This is a genomic window from Pantoea eucrina (assembly GCF_001691555.1).
In the GTDB taxonomy this organism is placed as follows: Bacteria; Pseudomonadota; Gammaproteobacteria; order Enterobacterales; family Enterobacteriaceae; genus Pantoea; species Pantoea borealis.
Genome location: NZ_MAYN01000008.1, coordinates 433,107 through 453,085, shown reverse-complemented (window position 1 = coordinate 453,085; position 19,979 = coordinate 433,107). Strand labels below are relative to the sequence as shown.

The following is a 19,979-nucleotide window of genomic DNA, read 5'->3' as shown; positions in this document are numbered from 1 at the left end:
AACGATTACATCTGCAAAAGGGCATAGCCCTGATTTTCCAGCGTAGAGACCGTAGTCGGGCTGGAGAGCGCATGGATCACTGAACGATCGATCCAGGCGTTGGGATAGTGGTGAAAGGCAACTGACTGATCGCATACGGAGACTTTTACGCCCAGCTTATTCAGCGCATTGATCAGCGGCAGATTAGGGTTATCAACGCCATAAAATTGCCTGAAGTGGCTGTTGTCCAGCGTGGCAGGCGTCGCATCGCCGGTCATGGAGACAACAAACGCCAGCTGATCGGCAGGGATCCCGGAGGCAACATAGAGATTCACCACGCGCGCAACCCGTTCCAGGCCCAGGTTAGGACGTTTGATATCGCCTTCATTTTTGGTGAGCTGAAAAATGACTTTATTGCTCAGGCCGGCCACCGGCTTAAAGGCCGCATCTGCTTCGTAGTGAATCTTGCCATAGCCTTCAATGGCGGGCGTGCTCCAGAACCCCTCGGGATCGGCAGGCTCAGCGGTAAAATGTTTCGCCACACGCTGATAGAGGTCGTCTCCTTTGATTATTCCTGCTCCGACCACGCCTCCCAGAACAGCAATCAGGGCATAGCTTACTGCTGAACGCATACAAACTCTCCGGCATACACGGCACGTGTATTAACAGTCCACAAGGAAAAAAGTGCCTTATCTATACCACAGCGCATACGGAACGGCGTGACCGACCCACACGGCATAAGCGCGTTTTAGTTGCACGCAACATAATTAGCTGTGCTGATTAAACAGGGAATTCGATGGTCATGACGTCAGCGCTGCAGAATAGGCTGGCCGGAAAGCAGGTTTACCAATGCTTACCAGGCGGGTTGACGAGCGGGTTAATCCTGACCATTAATTTCTGTTAAGGTCGGTTTTTATCTGGCACTGATGATAAAAAAAGCTGATGGAACAGGGTGATAGTTGAGGTCAGCGCCGCGCTGTTTTTCAGAGAATACCTGGAAAAATCCATGCCAGATTCAATATTTTTGAGCAACTTTACGTAACTTTGAATTCATAGTGACTTATCCGCCCGTCTGTCGCTGCATTACTGTTCAGTTTTTTGCAGCAAAACAGCGACTCACACTGCTAAACGCTCCATTATGCGCTTCTGTGGCCGCTCTCTTTGCAACCCGGCGGCCTGCGGTTAAGATAACGGCAGAGCAGAAAACCCGATTCACATCGAACATTTACCCTCTCTTCTGTCCGGCGACAGATGAGCATTATCAGGATCGAGGCATGTTAAACCGACTGCGCATCTCCGTACTGGCTACCCTCATTCCTGCGCTGCTGCTGACGCCAGCCTTCAGCGCACGTGCCGATCTCAGTGATAACCTGCCCGACATCGGCACGACGGCAGGTTCCACGCTATCCATTAATCAGGAACTGCAGATGGGCGATTTTTACGTGCGCCAGCTGCGGGCCAGTGCGCCGCTGATTCAGGATCCGCTGCTGAATCAGTACATTAATGCGCTGGGGCAGCGTCTGGTGGCGCACGCCAGTTCAGTACGCACGCCGTTTCACTTTTTCCTGATCCAGAACGACGAACTCAACGCCTTTGCCTTTTTTGGCGGTAACGTGGTGCTGCACGCCTCCCTGTTTCGCTATACCGACAATGAAAGCCAGCTCGCCTCGGTGATGGCGCACGAGATTTCACACGTGACGCAGCGCCATCTGGCGCGCGCCATGGAGGAGCAGAAACGCAGTGCGCCGCTGACCTGGGTCGGTGCGCTGGGTTCTATTCTGCTGGCGATGGCAAATCCGCAGGCGGGAATGGCCGCTCTGACCGGTACGCTGGCAGGCACCCAGCAGGGCATCATCAGCTTTACGCAGGGTAATGAGCAGGAAGCGGATCGCATCGGTATTCAGGTGCTGCAGCGCGCCGGTTTTGATCCGCAGGCGATGCCCGCCTTTCTGGAAAAGCTTGCCGACCAGACGCGCTTCTCTTCCCGGCCACCGGAAATTCTGCTGACGCACCCGCTGCCTGACAGCCGCCTCTCTGACGCGCGCAACCGCGCAAACCAGATGCGTCCGGTGGTGGTCCAGTCGTCGCAGGATTTCTATATGGCGAAAGTGCGTGTACTGGGCATGTATCCGACCGGCCGCAATCAGCTCACTGACGATCTGCTGAATGAGTATGCGAAAGGCAATCTGCGTGAACAGCAGGCGGCGCAGTATGGCAAAGCGGTGCAGTTTCTGCAGGCCAAAGATTTTGCGAATGCCAGACGTACGCTGGCGCCGCTGCTGGCGAAACAGCCGGATAACGTCTGGTTTCTTGATCTGATGACCGATATCGATCTGGGGCTAAACCAGCCGCAGCAGGCGATCGCCATGCTGAGCAGCGCCCGCGGCGGCGGCAGCGATCCGGTGCTGCAGCTCAACCTGGCTAACGCTTATGTGGAAGCGAAGCAGCCCGCCAGCGCCAGCCGCATTCTTAACCGCTATACCTTTGCCCACCCGGACGACCTTAACGCCTGGGATCTGCTGGCACAGGCGTCGGCGGCTCAGGGATTACGTGATGAAGAGCTGTCGGCACGGGCAGAGAGCCTGGCGCTCAGCGGTCAGCTCGATCAGGCCATTACCGCGCTGGGCAGCGCCAGCGCACAGGTGCCGCTTGGCAGTCTGAAGCAGGCACGGTATGACGCCCGAATCGATCAGCTGCGTGAGCTGCAGCGGCGTTTCCGCCAGTATCAGAAAGGATAACGTCAGAGCCCGAGCGTCTCTTTAACAAACGGGATCGTCAGTTTGCGCTGGGCGCTGATAGAGGCGCGGTCAAGACGATCCAGCGTTTCAAACAGCGTGCGCATTTCACGATCGAGGCGCTTCAGCAGAAAGCGCCCGACATCTTCCGGCAGCTCAAAACCGCGCAGACCGGCACGCAGCTGCAGCGCCTGCAGTTTGTCCTCATCAGAGAGCGGCTGCAGACGATAAATTTGCCCCCAGTCGAGACGGGATGCCAGATCCGGCAGGCCAAGATTGAGCTGACGCGGCGGCCGATCGCCGGTGATCAGCAGGCGGGTTTTGCCGGTTTCCAGAATGCGATTGTAGAGGTCAAATATCGCCATCTCCCACTCCGCTTCTCCGGCAATACACTCAATGTTATCGATGCAGACCAGCGCCAGATTCTCCATGCCTTCCAGCACTTCCGGCACAAACCAGGTACGCTTATCCAGCGGTACATAGCCTACCGCCTCATCGCGGGCGGACATTTCAGCGCACGCCGCGTGCAGCAAGTGACTGCGCCCCCCGCCCTCGCGTGACCAGAAATAGAGATAGCTGCCGTGTTGCTGCGCCAGTGCGCCGCGCAGTGCGGCAAGCAGCGACGGATTGTCCCCTGGCCAGAAGCTGGCAAAGGTTTCATCATCGGGTAAGTAGAGTGGCAGTGAGAGCTGTGCCGGCGTGTTCAGAAGTACCTCAGCAAGTGAGCGGGCAGAAAACCGCGCAAGTTTATCACGATCCTCTGCAGAGATGAACCGGGCGTCCCTGCCCGGCGGACGCGCTTAGCGATCCTGATGTTCCTGCGCGTCCAGCACCACCTCTTCCGGGCGTAAGATATTGATAACCCGGAAAATCAATGCCAGCGCAACGCCTACCAGCGTAGCCAGCGCCATGCCTTTCAGCTCTGCCGCGCCGATATGGACTTTGGCACCGCTCACGCCGATGATCAGGATCACTGAGGTCAGGATCAGGTTCTGCGCTTTGTTGTAGTCCACTTTCGATTCAATCAGCACGCGAATACCGGAGGCGCCGATCACGCCATACAGCAGCAGCGATACGCCGCCCATCACCGGCACCGGGATCGCCTGAATCGCCGCCGCCAGCTTGCCCACGCAGGAGAGCAGAATGGCAAAAATGGCTGCTCCGCCAATAACCCAGGTGCTGTAAACGCGGGTGATCGCCATCACACCGATGTTTTCGCCATAGGTCGTGTTGGGCGTTGACCCAAAAAAGCCGGAGAACATGGTCGAGAGGCCGTTGGCGAACATGGAGCGGTGCAGCCCCGGATCGCGGATCAGATCTTTCTTCACAATATTTGCAGTCACCACCAGGTGCCCGACGTGCTCGGCAATCACCACCAGCGCGGCAGGCAGAATGGTCAGCATGGCTGCCCACTCAAAGCGCGGCGTGTAGAAGGTTGGCAGCGCAAACCAGGGCGCGTTCTCCACGCTGCGCCAGTCAACAATCCCCAGCATTGATGAGAGTGCGTAGCCCACCAGCACACCAATCAGGATTGGGATGATGGCAAGAAAACCGCGAAACAGCACGGAGCCAAACACCGTGACCGCCAGCGTAACCATGGAGATCAGCACGGTGGTGCTGTCCGGTGCCGTACCTTCTGCCGGCAGCAGGCCCGCCATGTTCGCCGCCACGCCTGCCAGTTCCAGACCGATAACGGCCACGATAGCGCCCATCGCAGCGGGTGGAAACATCACATCCAGCCAGCCGGTGCCCGCTTTTTTCACAATCAGCGCCACAATACAGAACAGCAGACCGCACAGAATAAAGCCGCCCAGCGCCACTTCGTAACCCAGCGGCAGCAGCAGCAGTACCGGTGAAATAAAAGCAAAGCTGGAGCCGAGATAAGCGGGAATTTTACCTTTGCAGATAAACAGATAGAGTAACGTGCCGACGCCATTAAACAGCAGCACGGTCGCCGGGTTAATATGAAACAGTATCGGCACCAGCACCGTGGCGCCAAACATCGCAAACAGATGCTGCAGGCTGAGTGGAATGGTTTGCAGCAGCGGCGGGCGTTCGTTCACCCCAATGGCACGTCTCGTCATCGTATCCCCTTCCCTTCCTGTATTACAGGCGGTTAATTACTGTTTTTTTGTTAAAAAAAAGCCGACTCTCTGGTCGGCTGCTCAAATACTGTTCTTTAAAAAATGCTAATGCATATTCTGCCTGCAGGCGCAGGCCGGGTGTTGCTGGCGGCAATGGGTTCACGGCCAGCGCGCAGCAGCCGGAGCGTACCGGCGCAGGCAACGGTTTCGGGCACTGCCCGGAGGCAGAGTGACCAGCAACATAGCCCGGAGTAAACATTATTTCGTTCCGAAGATCTTATCGCCGGCATCGCCGAGACCCGGAATGATATAGCCTTTCTCATTCAGCCCCTGATCGACTGACGCGGTATAGAGCTCAACGTCCGGATGCGCTTTCTCCAGCGCCGCAATGCCTTCCGGTGCCGCCACCAGTACCAGCACCTTGATGCTGCTGCAGCCCGCTTTTTTCAGCAGGTCGATGGTTGCAATCATGGAGCCACCGGTCGCCAGCATCGGATCGACGACCAGCGCCATGCGTTCTTCGATGTTAGAGACCAGCTTCTGGAAATAGGGCACCGGCTCCAGCGTCTCTTCATCGCGGTAGACGCCCACCACGCTGATACGCGCGCTTGGTACGTGCTCCAGCACCCCTTCCATCATGCCGAGACCGGCACGCAGAATAGGGACCACGGTAATTTTTTTACCTTTGATTTGATCAACATCAACCGGGCCGTTCCAGCCTTCAATCGTCACGCGTTCGGTTTCGAGATCGGCGGTGGCTTCATAAGTCAGCAGGCTGCCTACTTCCGAGGCCAGCTCGCGAAAGCGTTTGGTGCTGATATCATGCTCACGCATCAGGCCGAGTTTGTGTTTAACCAGCGGGTGTCTGACTTCCACGATTTTCATGATTGTTCTCCCGGAATTGAGTTGAGCTAAAAAAAAATCGCCGGATTATACCGCCTTTTTGCTTTTGCGCCACAGCGGATTGCGCAGGGGGGTGGCTGCCTGTCCTGAGAATAGCGGAATTGCGAAAATCTGACACAACGAATATCCGGCGCGAGATCAGACTCGCAAACGTTTGCCTGCGCTGTTAGAATTGCCGCGCTTAATTTTTGCCACCAATCGCAATCGCGTGGGGATTCCGCAGTGACCGACAAAACCTCTCTCAGCTACAAAGACGCCGGTGTTGATATTGATGCTGGTAACGATCTGGTTGACCGTATTAAAGGCGTAGTAAAGAAAACCCGCCGCCCGGAAGTGATGGGTGGGCTGGGCGGCTTTGGCGCGCTGTGTGCGCTGCCGCAGAAATATCGCGAGCCGGTGCTGGTTTCGGGAACGGATGGCGTCGGCACCAAGCTGCGCCTGGCGATGGATCTCAAGCGTCACGACAGCATCGGTATCGATCTGGTCGCAATGTGTGTAAACGATCTGGTGGTACAGGGCGCTGAGCCGCTGTTCTTCCTCGACTACTACGCAACCGGCAAGCTGGACGTTGACACCGCCTCTGCGGTGATTACCGGTATTGCCGAAGGCTGCCTGCAGTCAGGCTGCGCGCTGGTAGGCGGAGAGACAGCGGAAATGCCGGGCATGTATCACGGCGAAGATTATGATGTTGCCGGCTTCTGCGTCGGCGTGGTCGAGAAATCAGAGATCATCGACGGCAGTAAAGTCCAGGATGGTGACGTGCTGATTGCCCTGGGAGCAAGCGGCCCGCACTCCAACGGCTATTCGCTGGTACGCAAAATTCTGGAAGTCAGCGCTACCGACCCGGAACGCGAGCAGCTGGAAGGTAAGTCGCTGGCCGATCACCTGCTGGCCCCGACCCGCATCTATGTAAAAAATATCCTGAGCCTGATTGAGCAGGTGGATGTTCACGCCATTGCCCACCTTACCGGCGGCGGCTTCTGGGAAAACATTCCGCGCGTGCTGCCTGATAATACGCAGGCGGTACTGGACGAGCAGAGCTGGCAGTGGCCGGCGGTGTTCAGCTGGCTGCAGCAGGCCGGGAACGTCAGCCGTCATGAGATGTATCGCACCTTTAACTGCGGCGTCGGCATGGTGATTGCCCTTAGCCCGGATGAAGCGGACAAAGCGGTCCAGCTGATGCAGGATGCCGGCGAGCAGGCGTGGAAAATCGGCGTTATTAAGGCGTCTGATTCCGCAGAGCGTGTGGTTATCCATTCATGAAAAAACTGGTTGTACTGATCTCCGGCAACGGCAGTAATCTTCAGTCCATCCTTGACGCCTGCGCCAGCGGGCGGATCAACGGCAGCGTTGCTGCCGTTTTCAGTAATAAAGAGCACGCTTACGGCCTGACGCGCGCGCAGCAGGCGAGCGTGCCGGGCCTGGCGCTGTCGCCCGGCGACTTCCCCGATCGCGAAGCCTTTGATCGCCAGCTGATGCAGGAGATAGACGCCTGCGAGCCCGATCTGGTGGTGCTGGCAGGGTATATGCGCATTCTCAGCAGCGCCTTTGTTGCGCATTATCACGATCGCCTGCTGAACATCCACCCTTCTCTGCTGCCAAAATATCCTGGCCTGCATACCCATCGTCAGGCGCTGGAGAACGGCGATAAGGAGCACGGCACGTCGGTGCATTTTGTCACCGATGAGCTGGATGGTGGTCCGGTGGTCCTGCAGGCGCGGGTACCGATTTTTGCCGGCGATGATGAAGCTGAGATAACGGCGCGCGTGCAGCATCAGGAGCATGCTATCTACCCGCTGGCGATCGGCTGGTTTATGGATGGCCGGCTGGTGATGCGCGACGGCAGGGCCTGGCTGGATGGTCAGCCGCTGCCCGCGCAGGGGTATGCACCCTAGGAATGCCCGGGGCGCATTAATGCGCCCCCTACATTTATCCCCCCCCGTAGGGGGCGCATTCATGCGCCCCTGGGTTAATTCGCGTGCGGAACCTAATGACGCCATTCATGCGCCCCTGGGTTAATTCGCGTGCGGAACGCGACGACGCCCGTTCGATACCCCGCAACCCGGGGCGCATTAATGCGCCCCCTACATTTATCCCCCCCCGTAGGGGGCGCATTCATGCGCCCCTGGGTTAATTCGCGTGCGGAACCTAATGACGCCATTGATGCGCCCCTGGGTTGATTCGCGTGCGGAACGCGACGACGCCCGTTCGATACCCCGCAACCCGGGGCGCATTAATGCGCCCCCTACATTTATCCCCCCCGTAGGGGGCGCATTCATGCGCCCCTGGGTTAATTCGCGCGCGGAACCTAATGACGCCATTCATGCGCCCCTGGGTTGATTCGCGTGCGGAACGCAATGACGCCTCCGGTAACCGGCATTAACCGAACCGGCCGGTGATGTACTCTTCGGTGCGGCGCACGCCGGGTGCGGTGAAAATCCGATCGGTATCTCCAAACTCAATCAGCTGTCCCTGATGCATAAACGCGGTGTAATCAGACACGCGGGCCGCCTGCTGCATATTATGCGTCACCAGCACCAGCGTGAAATGCGCTTTCAGCGTGGTCATCAGCTCTTCAATCACCAGCGTAGAGATAGGATCGAGCGCAGAGGTCGGCTCATCCAGCAGCAGAACTTCCGGCTCAATCGCAATGGCCCGCGCGATCACCAGCCGCTGCTGCTGGCCGCTGGAGAGCGTCAGCGCATTCTGCGCCAGATGATCTTTCACCTCTCCCCAGAGCGCCGCCGCGCGCAGTGCGCGTTCACACGCCTCATTTAAAACGCGGCGATCGCGCACGCCCTGCAGACGCAGGCCATACACCACGTTCTCATAAATCGATTTGGGAAACGGATTAGGACGCTGAAACACCATGCCGATGCGCCGCCGCAGCGCCGGCAAATCCTGCCCCGCCTGCATCACCGGCAGCTGGTCCAGCAGAATTTCCCCTTCGGTACGGCAGCCGCTAATCATGTCGTTCATACGGTTAAAACAGCGCAGCAGCGTGGATTTTCCGCAGCCGGAGGGGCCAATCAGCGCCGTGATACGGTTTTTCGGGATCTGCAGATCGATAGCGTTCAGCGCCTGGCGCTCGCCGTACCAGAGCGATAATTTATTTACGCGTAGCGCAATGTTCTCATCGGACGTCATGTTCCAACCTTATTAGTGCGTCATCAGCCGGTAACGCTCCCGCAGCCGGTGGCGCAGTACCATCGCCAGCAGATTCAGCGACAGAATGATCATTACCAGCAGCAGTGCGGTGGCGTAAACCAGCGGCCGATCGGCATCGATGTTCGGGCTCTGAAAGGCCAGATCGTAAATCTGAAAGCCGAGGTGCATAAATTTGCGGTCAAGATGCAGATAAGGAAACACGGCGTCTACCGGCAGCTCCGGCACCATTTTAACCACGCCGACCAGCATCAGCGGCGCCGTCTCTCCCGCCGCGCGCGCTACCGCCAGAATCAGCCCGGTGAGCATCGCCGGCACCGCCAGCGGCAGTACCACCCGCCACAGCGTTTCCGCCTGCGTGGCCCCCAGCGCCAGCGATCCCTGACGCAGCGTATCGGGTATCCGTGACAATCCCTCTTCTGTTGCCACAATCACCACCGGCAGCGTCAGCAGCGCCAGCGTCAGCGACGCCCACAGCAGGCCGGGTGTACCAAAGGTCGGGTTTGGCAGCGCCCGGGAAAAAAAGAGCTGATCGAGCGTGCCGCCAATCAGCCAGACAAAAAAGCCGAGGCCAAATACGCCATAAACAATAGAGGGCACGCCCGCAAGGTTCACCACGGCGATGCGCACCAGCCGCGTCAGGGTATGACGTCCGGCATACTCATGCAGCCAGACGGCAGCCACCACGCCGAGCGGCATAACAATGACCGACATCAGCACCACCATCAGCACCGTACCAAAAATAGCCGGAAACGCGCCGCTCTCGCTGCCACCTGCCGCGGGTGAATCGCTGACAAACTGCCACACCTGCCGGAAAAAGTGCTGCGCTTTTTGCGTCACGCTCATGTTATTGGGATACCAGGCCGCCACAATCTGCGCCAGCGGCAGGGTATGTTCCGTCCCCTGCGCGTCGCGGAGGATCAGCGTATCGCGCTGGCTCGCCCGCTGCAGATGTGCCAGCTGCTCAGCCAGCGCGCTGAAGCGACGATGCAGGGCTGCGCTGTTGGCATCAAACTCTGACTGCTGCTGCAGACCAAAACGCTGCTCGTGCTGCTGCTCATCCGCCTGCTGCTGCAGATTTTCCAGCTGCGCGTTAAGACGCGCCATATCGACACGGCGAATATTCTCAGCCTGACGCAGCTGCTCCTGTACCTGCTGCAGGCGCTGCTGCAGCAGCGCATCGCGATTATGTGCGGTAAGTGTCTCGTTGTCTTCCCGCAGCGCCACCAGCCAGCCGTAAGCGTTACCGCCGTTGCGCCGTTGCAGCACCAGCACGTCACGCGGCTGTTCAGCAACAGCTGGCGCGCGACTGTAAATCACGCGGAAATCAGGGGCAGCAAAATCACGGTTGCCGGTTTTCACCAGATAGCGCCATCCGGTGCTCTGCCGCTCTGCCTGCAGCGTTTCGCCCAGTAGCGTAACCGGCGCGGTGCCAGAGGCCTGAAACTGATAGCGATCCACCGGCTGCGGCCAGAATGCACGCCCCCCCTGCCAGCCAAGCAGACCAATCAGCAGCGTAAACGCCAGCAAACAGACAGCCACCGCCCCCGCCGTCAGCCAGCGCCAGCGATCGTTCTGACGATGTGCGTTTTTCATCCCTGTCCCTCATGCTGACCGTAACGCCGGCGCAGCCGCTGGCGGATCACTTCTGCCACCGTGTTGATAACCAGCGTAAAGAGCAGCAGCAGCAGCGCGCTGAGAAACAGAATGCGGTAGTGTGCGCTGCCCGCTGCCGCCTCCGGCATCTCTATTGCGATATTCGCTGACAGCGCCCGCAGCCCGGCAAAAAGCCCGCCTTCACTTACCGGCGTGTTGCCGGTGGCCATCAGCACGATCATCGTCTCCCCCACCGCCCGGCCAAAACCGATCATCAGTGCCGCGAAAATGCCTGCCGACGCACCAGGCAGCACCACCCGCGTCAGGGTCTGCCACGGCGTGGCACCCAGCGCCAGTGAGCCCTGTCCGAGCGCCCCCGGTACGCTGAACAGCGCATCTTCCGCCAGGGTAAATATCAGAGGCACCAGCGCAAACCCCATTGCCACCGCGGCAACCAGCAGATTGCGCTGTTCGTAGTGGATAAGCTGTTCACCGGCGTCCGGCCAGAGCCGGCCCGCCAGCCATAGCGTCAGCAGCGTGACCAGCAGCAGCAGCGGCAGCAATAACAGCACCTCAACACCCGGGCGACGGCAGCGCGCCGGCAGTCGCGGACTCAGCACGCCGCACAGCAGCAGCGTAGCGGCCAGTATCACCGGCAGCAGCAGTACGCCCGCCAGCGCGTGGCTGATATGCGGTGCCATCCAGATACCGGCAATCAGGCCAATCACCACACTCGGCAGCGCGCCCATCATCTCAATACCAGGCTTAACCCAGCGCCGCAGGCCCGGCGACATAAACCAGGCGGTGTAGATAGCCGCAGCCAGCGCCAGCGGCGTGGCAAACAGCAGCGCCAGCGCGGCGGCTTTGAGCGTGCCAATGACCAGCGGAATCAGACTGAATTTCGCCTGATAGCTGTCGCCGGCAGCGGTGGATTGCCACACCCAGTCGGGCTGCGGATAATTCTCGTACCAGATTTTCTGCCACAGGTTACGCCAGGTAACATCAGGCCACGGATTATCAAGCCGGAACTGCTGCCAGTGCCCGGCGCGCTCGACAATCAGCCCGTCACCGCGCGGCGAAAAGGCGACCGCCTGAATACCCGGTGCCAGCTGACGCGTCAGGATCGGCCCTGACTGTTTGCTGGCAAACAGGCTGAGCACGCCCTGCCCATCCCAGCTGGCAAATACCCGGCGCTGTGGCTCCGTCACCACACCCTGCGCGCCCTGTGAGCCGTGCCAGGTTTTGATTTTTTGCAGACGCGGACCGCGCTCGCCGGTAATGGCAAACCACTGGCTGACACCGCGATCGTCTCTGATCAGCAGCGATCGGCCCCCCGCCAGCATATGCAGGCTCGCAACCGGATGCGTCAGCGTCTGCGTTTCACGCAGCTCTGCGCCCCCGGCGCTAATCTGCCACACCTGAAGCTGGCGCTCACGACTGGTAAAAAGCTGCGTGCCGTCAGGCGACAGCAGCAGCTGATCGGCGTGCTGCTGCGGCAGCACGACCTGGCTGACCTGCTGCTGGCCAGCCAGTGTCAGCACGCTGATCCCCGCTGGCGTCTGTGCAGCAATACGCCACTGCCCCTCGCCGGTCTGTGCCAGCGCCATCTGGCTGACGGCACCCTGCGGCAGCCGCAGCGGCCGATCGCCCAGCGGAAAATACCACTCGCCGTGATGGTGATCTATCCGCGGCTGCATCAACAGCAGAGCGCCCTGCACGTTGAGTAACACTGCATCAGCAGCGCTGCTGGTAACGGCAGCCTGCGGCGCGTCCGAAAGCGCCAGCGCTGGGCCGGCAGGGTCGCCGTTAAGCGGAATAAAGCGCGCTTCATGAGGGCTGATACGCCAGCCCAATGTGCCGCTGCTGCCCAGCGCCAGCGCCGGCGTTTTATCCCACAGCTGCTGACTGAGCGCAGGCTGAAGCTGTGGCGCGCTGAATAAGGGCAGAACCACCCAGATAAGCCAGAAGAACAGCAGCAGCATCAGCAGCAATATTCCTGCGCCGCACGCCGTCACCATGCGCCGCACGAAGCGATCGATGGCGCGCCGGCGACGGTCATTAAATTCAACAGGAATATGGTTTATGCTCATGCCGGTCAGGGATTCAGATTAGAGAGTCGCTATGTTGCCCGTAGCGGGTTGATAAGACAACTGTTGCGGTTGGACAAGCCTGCCATACTCTAGCAATAATGGTGAGGGAGACTGAGCGGAGCCGCACCACTGCGCGCCTTGCGCCGGACATATTGTCCCGCCACAGCATCACGGAGTCAGAATGGGTCAGGAAAAGCTGTATATCGAAAAAGAAATAAGCTGGTTATCCTTTAATGAACGTGTGCTGCAGGAAGCGGCGGATAAAAGTAACCCGCTGATTGAGCGCATGCGGTTTTTAGGTATCTATTCCAACAACCTTGAAGAGTTCTATAAAGTGCGCTTTGCCGATCTAAAGCGGCGCATTCTGATCAGCGAAGAGCAGGGTAAACCCACTCCCCTGCGGCATCTGCTGAAGAAGATCCAGCAGCGGGTGCTGAAGTCCGATCAGGAGTTTGATGCACTCTACAATGAGCTGCTGCTGGAGATGGCGCGCAATCAGATCTTCCTGATCAACGAACGCCAGCTTTCACCTAATCAGCAGGAGTGGCTGCGCCACTATTTCAAGCATCAGCTGCGCCAGCACGTCACGCCTATTCTGATCAACCATGACACCGATCTGATTGAGTTTCTCAAAGATGATTATACCTACCTGGCGGTGGAGATTATCCGCGGCGAGGATATCCGCTATGCGCTGCTTGAAATTCCGTCCGACAAGGTGCCGCGTTTTATCAACCTGCCGGCAGAGTCGCCACGCCGCCGCAAGCCGATGATCCTGCTGGATAACATCCTGCGCTACTGTCTGGACGAGATTTTCAAAGGCTTTTTCGACTACGATGCGCTGAATGCCTACTCCATGAAAATGACGCGCGACGCCGAATATGATCTGGTCACGGAGATGGAGTCGAGCCTGCTGGAGCTGATGTCCTCCAGCCTGAAGCAGCGTCTTACTGCTGAGCCGGTGCGCTTTGTCTATCAGCGCGACATGCCCGATGCCATGGTGGAGATGCTGCGCCACAAGCTCTCTATTTCCAACTATGACTCCATTGTACCGGGTGGCCGTTACCATAACTTTAAAGATTTTATCGGCTTTCCAAACGTCGGTAAAAGTAACCTGGTCAACCGGCCGCTGCCGCAGATCCGCCATATCGGCTTTGATGGCTTCCGCAATGGCTTTGACGCCATCCGCAATCGCGATGTGCTGCTCTACTACCCTTATCACACCTTTGAGCATGTGCTGGAGCTGCTGCGTCAGGCGTCATTCGATCCCAGCGTGCTGGCGATTAAAATCAATATCTATCGCGTGGCCAAACACTCCCGCATCATGGATGCGATGATCCACGCAGCGCATAACGGCAAAAAAGTCACGGTGGTGGTTGAGCTGCAGGCGCGCTTTGATGAAGAGGCGAATATCCACTGGGCCAAGCGGCTGACTGAGGCGGGCGTGCACGTTATCTTCTCTGCGCCTGGTCTGAAAATTCACGCCAAACTGTTTCTGATTTCCCGTCGCGAAAATGAAGAGGTGGTGCGCTATGCGCATATCGGCACCGGCAACTTTAATGAGAAGACCGCGCGCCTTTATACCGACTACTCCCTGCTCACCGCTGATGCGCGCATCACGAACGAAGTGCGCCGCGTATTTAACTTCATTGAGAACCCCTATCGCCCGGTGACCTTTGAACATCTGATGGTGTCGCCGCAAAATTCACGGGCCGTGCTCTATCAGCTGATCGATACGGAGATTGCCAATGCGCAGCAGAGCAAGCCGTGCGGTATTACATTAAAAATCAACAACCTGGTTGATAATGGCCTGGTCGACAGACTCTATGCGGCCTCGGCAGCCGGGGTGAAAATCAACCTGCTGGTGCGCGGTATGTGCTCGCTGATCCCGGACCTGCCCGGCATCAGTGAAAATATTCGCATTACCAGCATTGTTGATCGTTATCTTGAACACGACCGGGTGTATATTTTTGAAAATGGCGGCGAGAAAAAGGTGTTTCTCTCCTCGGCTGACTGGATGACGCGCAACATCGATTACCGCATTGAGGTCGCCGTGGCGGTGCTCGATCCACGTCTTAAACAGCGGATTCTGGATATTATCGCCATTCTGTTAAGTGATACGGTGAAAGCACGTATCGTAGACAAAGAGCTGAGTAACCGTTATGTTCCGCGCGGCAATCGCAGGAAAGTGCGCTCGCAGCTGGCGATTTACGATTACATCAAGAGACTGGAACAACCTGAATAACGCCTATGCCAATTACTCCGAAGAGTACGCCGAAGCCGCAGGAATTTGCGGCCATCGATCTCGGCTCAAACAGTTTTCATATGGTGATCGCCCGCGTAGTAGATGGTGCCATGCAGGTTCTGGGGCGTCTGAAGCAGCGGGTGCACCTGGCTGACGGGCTTGACGCGCAGAACCGGCTGAGCGAAGACGCGATTGTGCGCGGTCTGAGCTGCCTGGCTCTGTTCGCTGAGCGCCTGCAGGGCTTTAGCGCCGCCAACGTGACCATTGTCGGCACGCATACGCTGCGCATCGCAACCAATGCCGAAGAGTTTCTGCAGCGCGCTGCAGAGGTGATCCCCTATCCGATTGAGGTGATCTCCGGCAACGAAGAAGCGCGCCTGATTTTCATGGGCGTTGAGCATACTCAGCCGGAAAAAGGGCGCAAGCTGGTGATTGATATCGGCGGAGGGTCAACCGAGCTGGTGATCGGCGAGGATTTTGAGCCGCAGCTGGTTGAGAGCCGCCGCATGGGCTGCGTCAGCTTCGCTAACCTCTATTTCCCGCAAGGCGAAATCAGCCAGGATAATTTTCGCCGCGCCCGCCTTGCCGCCACCCACAAGCTGGAGACGCTGGCGTGGCAATATCGCCTGCACGGCTGGCAATATGCGCTGGGCGCCTCCGGCAGTATCAAAGCCGCCTGTGAAGTGCTGCTGGCGATGGGCGAGAAAGAGAAGCGCGTGACGCCTGACAATCTCGATATGCTGGTCAGCGAAGTGCTGAAGCATAAATCCTTTGATTCCCTGAGCCTGCCGGGCTTATCTGAAGAGCGCAAAGCGGTGTTTGTGCCTGGCCTTGCGATCCTGTGCGGCGTCTTTGACGCGCTGGCGATCCGCGAACTGCGTCTCTCTGACGGTGCGCTGCGCGAAGGCGTTCTCTATGAGATGGAGGGGCGCTTCCGCCATCAGGATATCCGCAGCCGTACCGCGCAGAGCCTGGCGAATCACTATGTGATCGACAGCGATCAGGCGCGCCGCGTGCTGGAAACCACAGAGCAGCTCTATCTGCAGTGGCAGGAGCAGAATCCGAAGCAGGCGAATCCGCAGCTGACCGCCCTGCTGAAGTGGGCGGCCCTGCTGCATGAGGTCGGCCTGACCATTAATCACAGTGGTATGCAGCGGCATTCCGCCTATATCCTGCAGCACTCTAATATGCCTGGCTTTAACCAGGATCAACAGATGCTGCTGGCCACGCTGGTACGCTTCCATCGTAAAGCGGTGAAGCAGGATGAGATCCCGCGCTTTACCCTGTTTAAGAAAAAGCAGGTGCTGCCGATGATTTTTCTGCTGCGCCTCGGCACGCTGCTGAATAACCAGCGTCAGGCGACCACGCGCCCCGATGCACTGAAGCTTTCAACGGATGATGGTCACTGGACGCTCACCTTCCCGGCCGGTTTCCTCAGCCAGAATACGCTGGTGCAGCTCGACCTTGAGCGCGAGCAGGCGTACTGGAGCGACGTAACCGGCTGGAAACTGCTACTGGAAGAGGAGTAACGCGGGCCGTCTGCCCGCTGTCTGACGATGACGACACGCCCTGATAACTGGTTTACAGAAAAGTATGATTTATCGCCGCCGCACTCTGAAGTGCGCGCGGCGCTGCCAAAGCTGACGCCGGGCAACGCGCTGGATCTCGGCTGCGGTAAAGGCCGCAACAGCCTTTATCTCAGCCAGCACGGCTTTAACGTCACCGCCTGGGACGCTAATCCGGCAAGCCTTGACTACCTGAATACCATTATTGCCACCGAACAGCTGCCGAACATTCAGACAGCGCTGTGCGATCTCAACCAGCTGCGCTTCAACGGCAGCTATCAGTTTGTGCTCTCAACGGTGGTGATGATGTTTCTGCAGCCGGAGACGATCCCGCAGCTGATTGCCGATATGCAAGCCAGTACGCAGAAGTATGGCTACAACCTGATTGTGGCGGCGATGAGCACCGCTGATTACCCCAATACGCAGGCGTTCCCGTTTACCTTTAAATCGGGCGAGCTGAGCCACTACTACCGCAACTGGCACATCGTAAAATATAACGAGGATGTCGGCGAGCTGCACCGTCGTGACGCCGACGGTAACCGCATTAAATGTCAGTTTGCCACCCTGCTGGCACAAAAGGCGAGTTACTGAAGCAGGGCCGCGGTCTGCGGCCCCTGTCGCACGCATTCAATGCTTATTTTTCATACAGCGATTGACCCCATCCGGTAACTGTGACTAAATATTGTTATCGCCCTGAGGGGTATCAACAGGAACACCCGCGTGAACAGCGCCCTATCACCACGAAGACGTCCCAAAACCGGCACCATGACCCGCATCGTTTTGCTGATCAGCTTTTTTATTCTGGCTGGTCGCCTGATTTTTATCATTCCCGGTGCCATTGAGCATCATCAGCAGAAAAAGCCCCTGCCGGAACCGGCGACGCTGAGCAGCAGCGACACGCGCTGACGCTGCAATTACGGCCTTTGTTCTGCCCGTTCTGCCGGTAACACGCTACACTTTGTGCTGACTTTACAGACACAAAGGACGCGTTATGTCTGCCTCGCACGCACAACAACTAACCATATCCCGCCAGCGCATTCTCTCGCTGCTGCTAAGCAAACAGGACTTAGTGGATGTCCTGCTGGATAAATCTGTCGACCTCAGCGCCGCAGAGCTGCGCGAAGTGGCCGCCTGGCGTCAGCAGCTGGAGCAGGAGCTGGCGCCGCTGCATGCCGCCGACCTCGCTGATATTCTGGAAGCGCTGCCGGAAGAGGAACGCCGGGCGCTCTGGCAGCTGGTGCCCTCAGAACAGCGTGGCCGCGTGCTGGTTGAAGCCTCAGAAACCGTCTGGGAGAGCCTGACTGACGGCATGAGCGATCGCGAGATCCTGCGCGCGATTGAACCACTGGATATTGACGATCAGGTTTATCTGGCACGCTATCTGTCGCGCGATCTCACCGGCCGCCTGCTGACCACGCTGGAGCCGCAGCTGCGCGCGCGCCTGCTTGATGTGATTGAGCTGGATCGCGATCGCGTAGGCCGCATCATGGATTTCAATATTCTCACCGTGCGCGCCGACGTTACCCTTGCCACGGTGCAGCGCTTTCTGCGCAAACGCAGCAGCATGCCCAACGGCACCGATAAAATTTTTATTACCAACGCACAGAATCAGCTGCTCGGTGAGCTGCCGCTGACCGATATTCTGCTGAACAAACCCAAAACGCTGGTCGCAGATGTCATGAATCCTCGTCCCACTACGTTTCAGCTCAATGATAACGCCGAGGATGCCGCCAGCGCTTTTGAGCGCTATAACCTGATCTCTGCCGCTGTCACCGACGCCAAAGGCAAACTGATTGGGCGCATTACTGTAGAAGATGTGATCGATCTGGTGAACCAGGAGAATGAGAGCAACATCCGCAAAATGGGCGGTATCAGCCAGGAAGAGGATGTGTTTGCACCGGTGCGTAAAGCGGTCAGCAAGCGCTGGACGTGGCTGGCCATTAACCTCTGCACCGCATTTATCGCCTCGCGCGTCATCGGCCTGTTTGAAGCGACTATTTCGCAGCTGGTGGCGCTCGCGACCCTGATGCCGATTGTGGCCGGCATTGGCGGCAATACCGGTAACCAGACCATTACCATGATTGTGCGCGCGCTGGCGCTGCATCAGGTGGAGCCCGGTAACTTCTCGTTCCTGATAGGCCGCGAGCTGGGCGTGGCGCTGATCAACGGCCTGTTCTGGGGCAGCATCATGGGAGGCATTACCTGGCTGATGTATGACAATATTCAGCTTGGCGGCGTGATGATGCTGGCGATGGTGCTGAACCTGCTGCTGGCGGCGCTGATGGGCGTATTGATTCCGCTGATCATGACCAAAATGAAGCGCGATCCGGCGGTGGGGTCCAGCGTGCTGATCACCGCCCTTACCGACACCGGCGGCTTCTTTATCTTTCTCGGTCTGGCCACGCTGTTTTTACTGCCGCACTGAGTCACGATAGCTGCGCCTTTATGCCGGCGCAGCTACACTCACTCATATCCTTTATCTGATGGAGACACAGCATGTTTAACGAAGGCGATTTTGTGCAGTCAAAAACCGGTGGTCCTAAAATGCAGGTGCTGCGTGCAGAGGGCGATATGCTCTGGTGCGCCCGCATCGACGACCCGCTGAAAAAAGAGATAGAGATTAAAGCAGACAGCGTCAACCTCTATCATGAAGAGGGCGACTTCGGCGTCTGCTGAGTGCCCGGCGCGCCGCACTCCGCGGCGCCCCGTCAGGGATTATCCTTCTGCACGTTCTCCCGGCCGATGCCGCCGATAAACGGCAGCCGCAGCCGCAGCGGTGTGAAATCCACGCCAAGATTAAGTCCCAGTATATTCATCTCTACGCCCTCTTCTGCACCGACCGTCACGCCCAGTACGCCCAGCAGCGACAGCTGCAGACCGCGCCCCGAGGGCGGCAGCCCGACCGGGTGCAGCAGCGAGCGGTAATCCTTGCCGACCGCGTTTGCCGGCAGGTCGAGCTTCAGCGCCGGCACTTCGCGACCGATGTGTGCCAGGAAGGTATTGCTGTTTGGCCCCGGCCAGGCGCGATAGGTGGCTGGCCACGGATAGGAGCGGATCGCCGCCTCAATCTGCGGGATCATCGCCTGCGCTGCCGCCCCGCGGTGATCCACCAGCAGGCGCGGACGGGCGCCATACCAGTAGCCATCCGGCAGATTGCGGTTGCGCCGCACCTTGTCACCGCTGCCCCAGCTGATCACCTCATAGCGGTTGTATTGCATCTCGCCGGCGCGCTTAAAGATGATCCATGGATGCACCGCCACTGCGCCTTTCCAGCCGTAAGTGGGAGCCGCATAGACCTGCACCACCGCCTCGCTGGCGTAACGCTGCGGATCGGGTGCCAGTCCGGCGGAGTCGCGCCGCGCGGTAGCCCAGCCGCCCTGCCCGGTCTGCAGGTCGCCGCTGCGCGTCGCCTGCGCCAGGCTCGCCGCCAGCGACAGGATCACGGCGCAAAGAAAAGTCAGCAGGATAAGTTTTACAGGCAGCATTCAGGGGTATCCGGGGCAGAAAAAGAGTGCGCTATTATGCAGCAAAACGGCGCCTGTTTATTCACCAACTATGCGCTGGCCCGCAACGCGCCGGCAAACACATCATCGTGCGCTGCGCTGCGCTGTGTTGCAGCC

Annotated in this window: 18 protein-coding genes; 9 read left to right on the top strand and 9 right to left on the bottom strand. The window is 58.5% G+C overall.

Annotation, left to right across the window (positions count from 1 at the left end):
• Positions 1-5 precede the first annotated feature (5 nt).
• Positions 6-611, bottom strand: a complete 606-nt coding sequence (locus BBA90_RS08245) for a DsrE family protein (RefSeq protein WP_065648711.1) — start codon at positions 609-611, stop codon at positions 6-8.
• A gap of 642 nt (positions 612-1,253) precedes the next feature.
• On the opposite strand from BBA90_RS08245, the gene BBA90_RS08240 reads away from it, so the two are divergent.
• Positions 1,254-2,717, top strand: coding sequence for a beta-barrel assembly-enhancing protease (locus BBA90_RS08240; protein WP_065648710.1), 1,464 nt, complete (start codon positions 1,254-1,256; stop codon positions 2,715-2,717).
• Between the two features lie 2 nt (positions 2,718-2,719).
• On the opposite strand, the gene hda is transcribed toward BBA90_RS08240, so the two are convergent.
• From hda to upp, 4 genes are all read right to left on the bottom strand, one after another.
• Positions 2,720-3,421: a DnaA inactivator Hda gene (gene hda / locus BBA90_RS08235; protein WP_240484896.1), complete on the bottom strand. Its 702-nt coding sequence runs from the start codon at positions 3,419-3,421 to the stop codon at positions 2,720-2,722.
• A 93-nt stretch (positions 3,422-3,514) separates the two neighbouring features.
• A complete protein-coding gene (gene uraA / locus BBA90_RS08230; protein ID WP_065648708.1) occupies positions 3,515-4,798 on the bottom strand; it encodes a uracil permease in 1,284 nt (427 codons plus the stop codon).
• Positions 4,799-4,820: 22 nt separating this feature from the next.
• A complete protein-coding gene (locus BBA90_RS08225; protein WP_065648707.1) occupies positions 4,821-5,057 on the bottom strand; it encodes a hypothetical protein in 237 nt (78 codons plus the stop codon).
• Positions 5,057-5,683, bottom strand: a complete 627-nt coding sequence (gene upp / locus BBA90_RS08220) for a uracil phosphoribosyltransferase (protein ID WP_039379551.1) — start codon at positions 5,681-5,683, stop codon at positions 5,057-5,059. Before upp ends, BBA90_RS08225 begins: the two co-directional genes overlap by 1 nt.
• Positions 5,684-5,923: 240 nt before the next feature.
• Here upp and purM point away from each other — a divergent pair, with 240 nt between their 5' ends.
• Complete coding sequence (gene purM, locus BBA90_RS08215) at positions 5,924-6,964, top strand: phosphoribosylformylglycinamidine cyclo-ligase (RefSeq protein ID WP_065648706.1); 1,041 nt, start codon at positions 5,924-5,926, stop codon at positions 6,962-6,964.
• Entirely contained in the window at positions 6,961-7,596 is a 636-nt protein-coding gene (purN, locus tag BBA90_RS08210) for a phosphoribosylglycinamide formyltransferase (protein WP_065648705.1), read from the top strand. The genes purM and purN overlap by 4 nt, the downstream gene beginning before the upstream one ends.
• A 484-nt stretch (positions 7,597-8,080) precedes the next feature.
• Here the strand turns inward: purN and pstB are convergent, their stop codons facing one another.
• The 3 genes from pstB to BBA90_RS08195 are packed head-to-tail and all read right to left on the bottom strand — an operon-like array spanning position 8,081 to position 12,552.
• A complete protein-coding gene (pstB, locus tag BBA90_RS08205; RefSeq protein ID WP_065648704.1) occupies positions 8,081-8,848 on the bottom strand; it encodes a phosphate ABC transporter ATP-binding protein PstB in 768 nt (255 codons plus the stop codon).
• A gap of 12 nt (positions 8,849-8,860) precedes the next feature.
• Positions 8,861-10,462, bottom strand: a complete 1,602-nt coding sequence (gene pstA / locus BBA90_RS08200) for a phosphate ABC transporter permease PstA (RefSeq protein WP_065648703.1) — start codon at positions 10,460-10,462, stop codon at positions 8,861-8,863.
• On the bottom strand, positions 10,459-12,552 hold the full coding sequence (locus tag BBA90_RS08195) for an ABC transporter permease subunit (RefSeq protein WP_065648702.1): 2,094 nt from the start codon (positions 12,550-12,552) through the stop codon (positions 10,459-10,461). Before BBA90_RS08195 ends, pstA begins: the two co-directional genes overlap by 4 nt.
• Positions 12,553-12,733: 181 nt before the next feature.
• Between BBA90_RS08195 and ppk1 the strand changes: the two genes are divergently transcribed.
• The 6 genes from ppk1 (at position 12,734) to BBA90_RS08165 (ending at position 19,035) form a co-directional block, all read left to right on the top strand.
• Entirely contained in the window at positions 12,734-14,794 is a 2,061-nt protein-coding gene (gene ppk1, locus BBA90_RS08190; RefSeq protein WP_065648701.1) for a polyphosphate kinase 1, read from the top strand.
• Positions 14,795-14,799: 5 nt separating this feature from the next.
• On the top strand, positions 14,800-16,323 hold the full coding sequence (gene ppx / locus BBA90_RS08185) for an exopolyphosphatase (RefSeq protein ID WP_065648700.1): 1,524 nt from the start codon (positions 14,800-14,802) through the stop codon (positions 16,321-16,323).
• Positions 16,324-16,350: 27 nt separating this feature from the next.
• The gene (tehB, locus tag BBA90_RS08180; protein ID WP_065648699.1) at positions 16,351-16,950 is read left to right on the top strand and encodes a tellurite resistance methyltransferase TehB; all 600 of its coding nucleotides are present in this window, start codon (positions 16,351-16,353) and stop codon (positions 16,948-16,950) included.
• 129 nt (positions 16,951-17,079) lie between these two features.
• Positions 17,080-17,265, top strand: a complete 186-nt coding sequence (locus BBA90_RS08175; RefSeq protein WP_065648698.1) for a YfgG family protein — start codon at positions 17,080-17,082, stop codon at positions 17,263-17,265.
• An 85-nt stretch (positions 17,266-17,350) separates the two neighbouring features.
• Positions 17,351-18,784, top strand: a complete 1,434-nt coding sequence (mgtE, locus tag BBA90_RS08170) for a magnesium transporter (protein ID WP_065648697.1) — start codon at positions 17,351-17,353, stop codon at positions 18,782-18,784.
• 71 nt (positions 18,785-18,855) lie between these two features.
• Positions 18,856-19,035 (top strand): DUF2158 domain-containing protein, encoded by a 180-nt coding sequence (locus BBA90_RS08165; RefSeq protein WP_065648696.1) that lies wholly within the window; start codon positions 18,856-18,858, stop codon positions 19,033-19,035.
• Between the two features lie 32 nt (positions 19,036-19,067).
• Here BBA90_RS08165 and BBA90_RS08160 read toward each other — a convergent pair whose 3' ends face one another.
• Positions 19,068-19,844, bottom strand: coding sequence for a DUF3750 domain-containing protein (locus tag BBA90_RS08160; RefSeq protein ID WP_065648695.1), 777 nt, complete (start codon positions 19,842-19,844; stop codon positions 19,068-19,070).
• Positions 19,845-19,979: the final 135 nt, after the last annotated feature.

Bases quoted from the DNA above. Each gene is read 5' to 3' on its own strand.
- BBA90_RS08245 (WP_065648711.1), bottom strand. From the start codon at position 611: ATGCGTTCAGCAGTAAGCTATGCCCTGATTGCTGTTCTGGGAGGCGTG.
- BBA90_RS08240 (WP_065648710.1), top strand. From the start codon at position 1,254: ATGTTAAACCGACTGCGCATCTCCGTACTGGCTACCCTCATTCCTGCG.
- uraA (WP_065648708.1), bottom strand. From the start codon at position 4,798: ATGACGAGACGTGCCATTGGGGTGAACGAACGCCCGCCGCTGCTGCAA.
- BBA90_RS08225 (WP_065648707.1), bottom strand. From the start codon at position 5,057: ATGTTTACTCCGGGCTATGTTGCTGGTCACTCTGCCTCCGGGCAGTGC.
- upp (WP_039379551.1), bottom strand. From the start codon at position 5,683: ATGAAAATCGTGGAAGTCAGACACCCGCTGGTTAAACACAAACTCGGC.
- purN (WP_065648705.1), top strand. From the start codon at position 6,961: ATGAAAAAACTGGTTGTACTGATCTCCGGCAACGGCAGTAATCTTCAG.
- pstB (WP_065648704.1), bottom strand. From the start codon at position 8,848: ATGACGTCCGATGAGAACATTGCGCTACGCGTAAATAAATTATCGCTC.
- pstA (WP_065648703.1), bottom strand. From the start codon at position 10,462: ATGAAAAACGCACATCGTCAGAACGATCGCTGGCGCTGGCTGACGGCG.
- BBA90_RS08195 (WP_065648702.1), bottom strand. From the start codon at position 12,552: ATGAGCATAAACCATATTCCTGTTGAATTTAATGACCGTCGCCGGCGC.
- ppk1 (WP_065648701.1), top strand. From the start codon at position 12,734: ATGGGTCAGGAAAAGCTGTATATCGAAAAAGAAATAAGCTGGTTATCC.
- ppx (WP_065648700.1), top strand. From the start codon at position 14,800: ATGCCAATTACTCCGAAGAGTACGCCGAAGCCGCAGGAATTTGCGGCC.
- tehB (WP_065648699.1), top strand. From the start codon at position 16,351: ATGACGACACGCCCTGATAACTGGTTTACAGAAAAGTATGATTTATCG.
- mgtE (WP_065648697.1), top strand. From the start codon at position 17,351: ATGTCTGCCTCGCACGCACAACAACTAACCATATCCCGCCAGCGCATT.
- BBA90_RS08165 (WP_065648696.1), top strand. From the start codon at position 18,856: ATGTTTAACGAAGGCGATTTTGTGCAGTCAAAAACCGGTGGTCCTAAA.
- BBA90_RS08160 (WP_065648695.1), bottom strand. From the start codon at position 19,844: ATGCTGCCTGTAAAACTTATCCTGCTGACTTTTCTTTGCGCCGTGATC.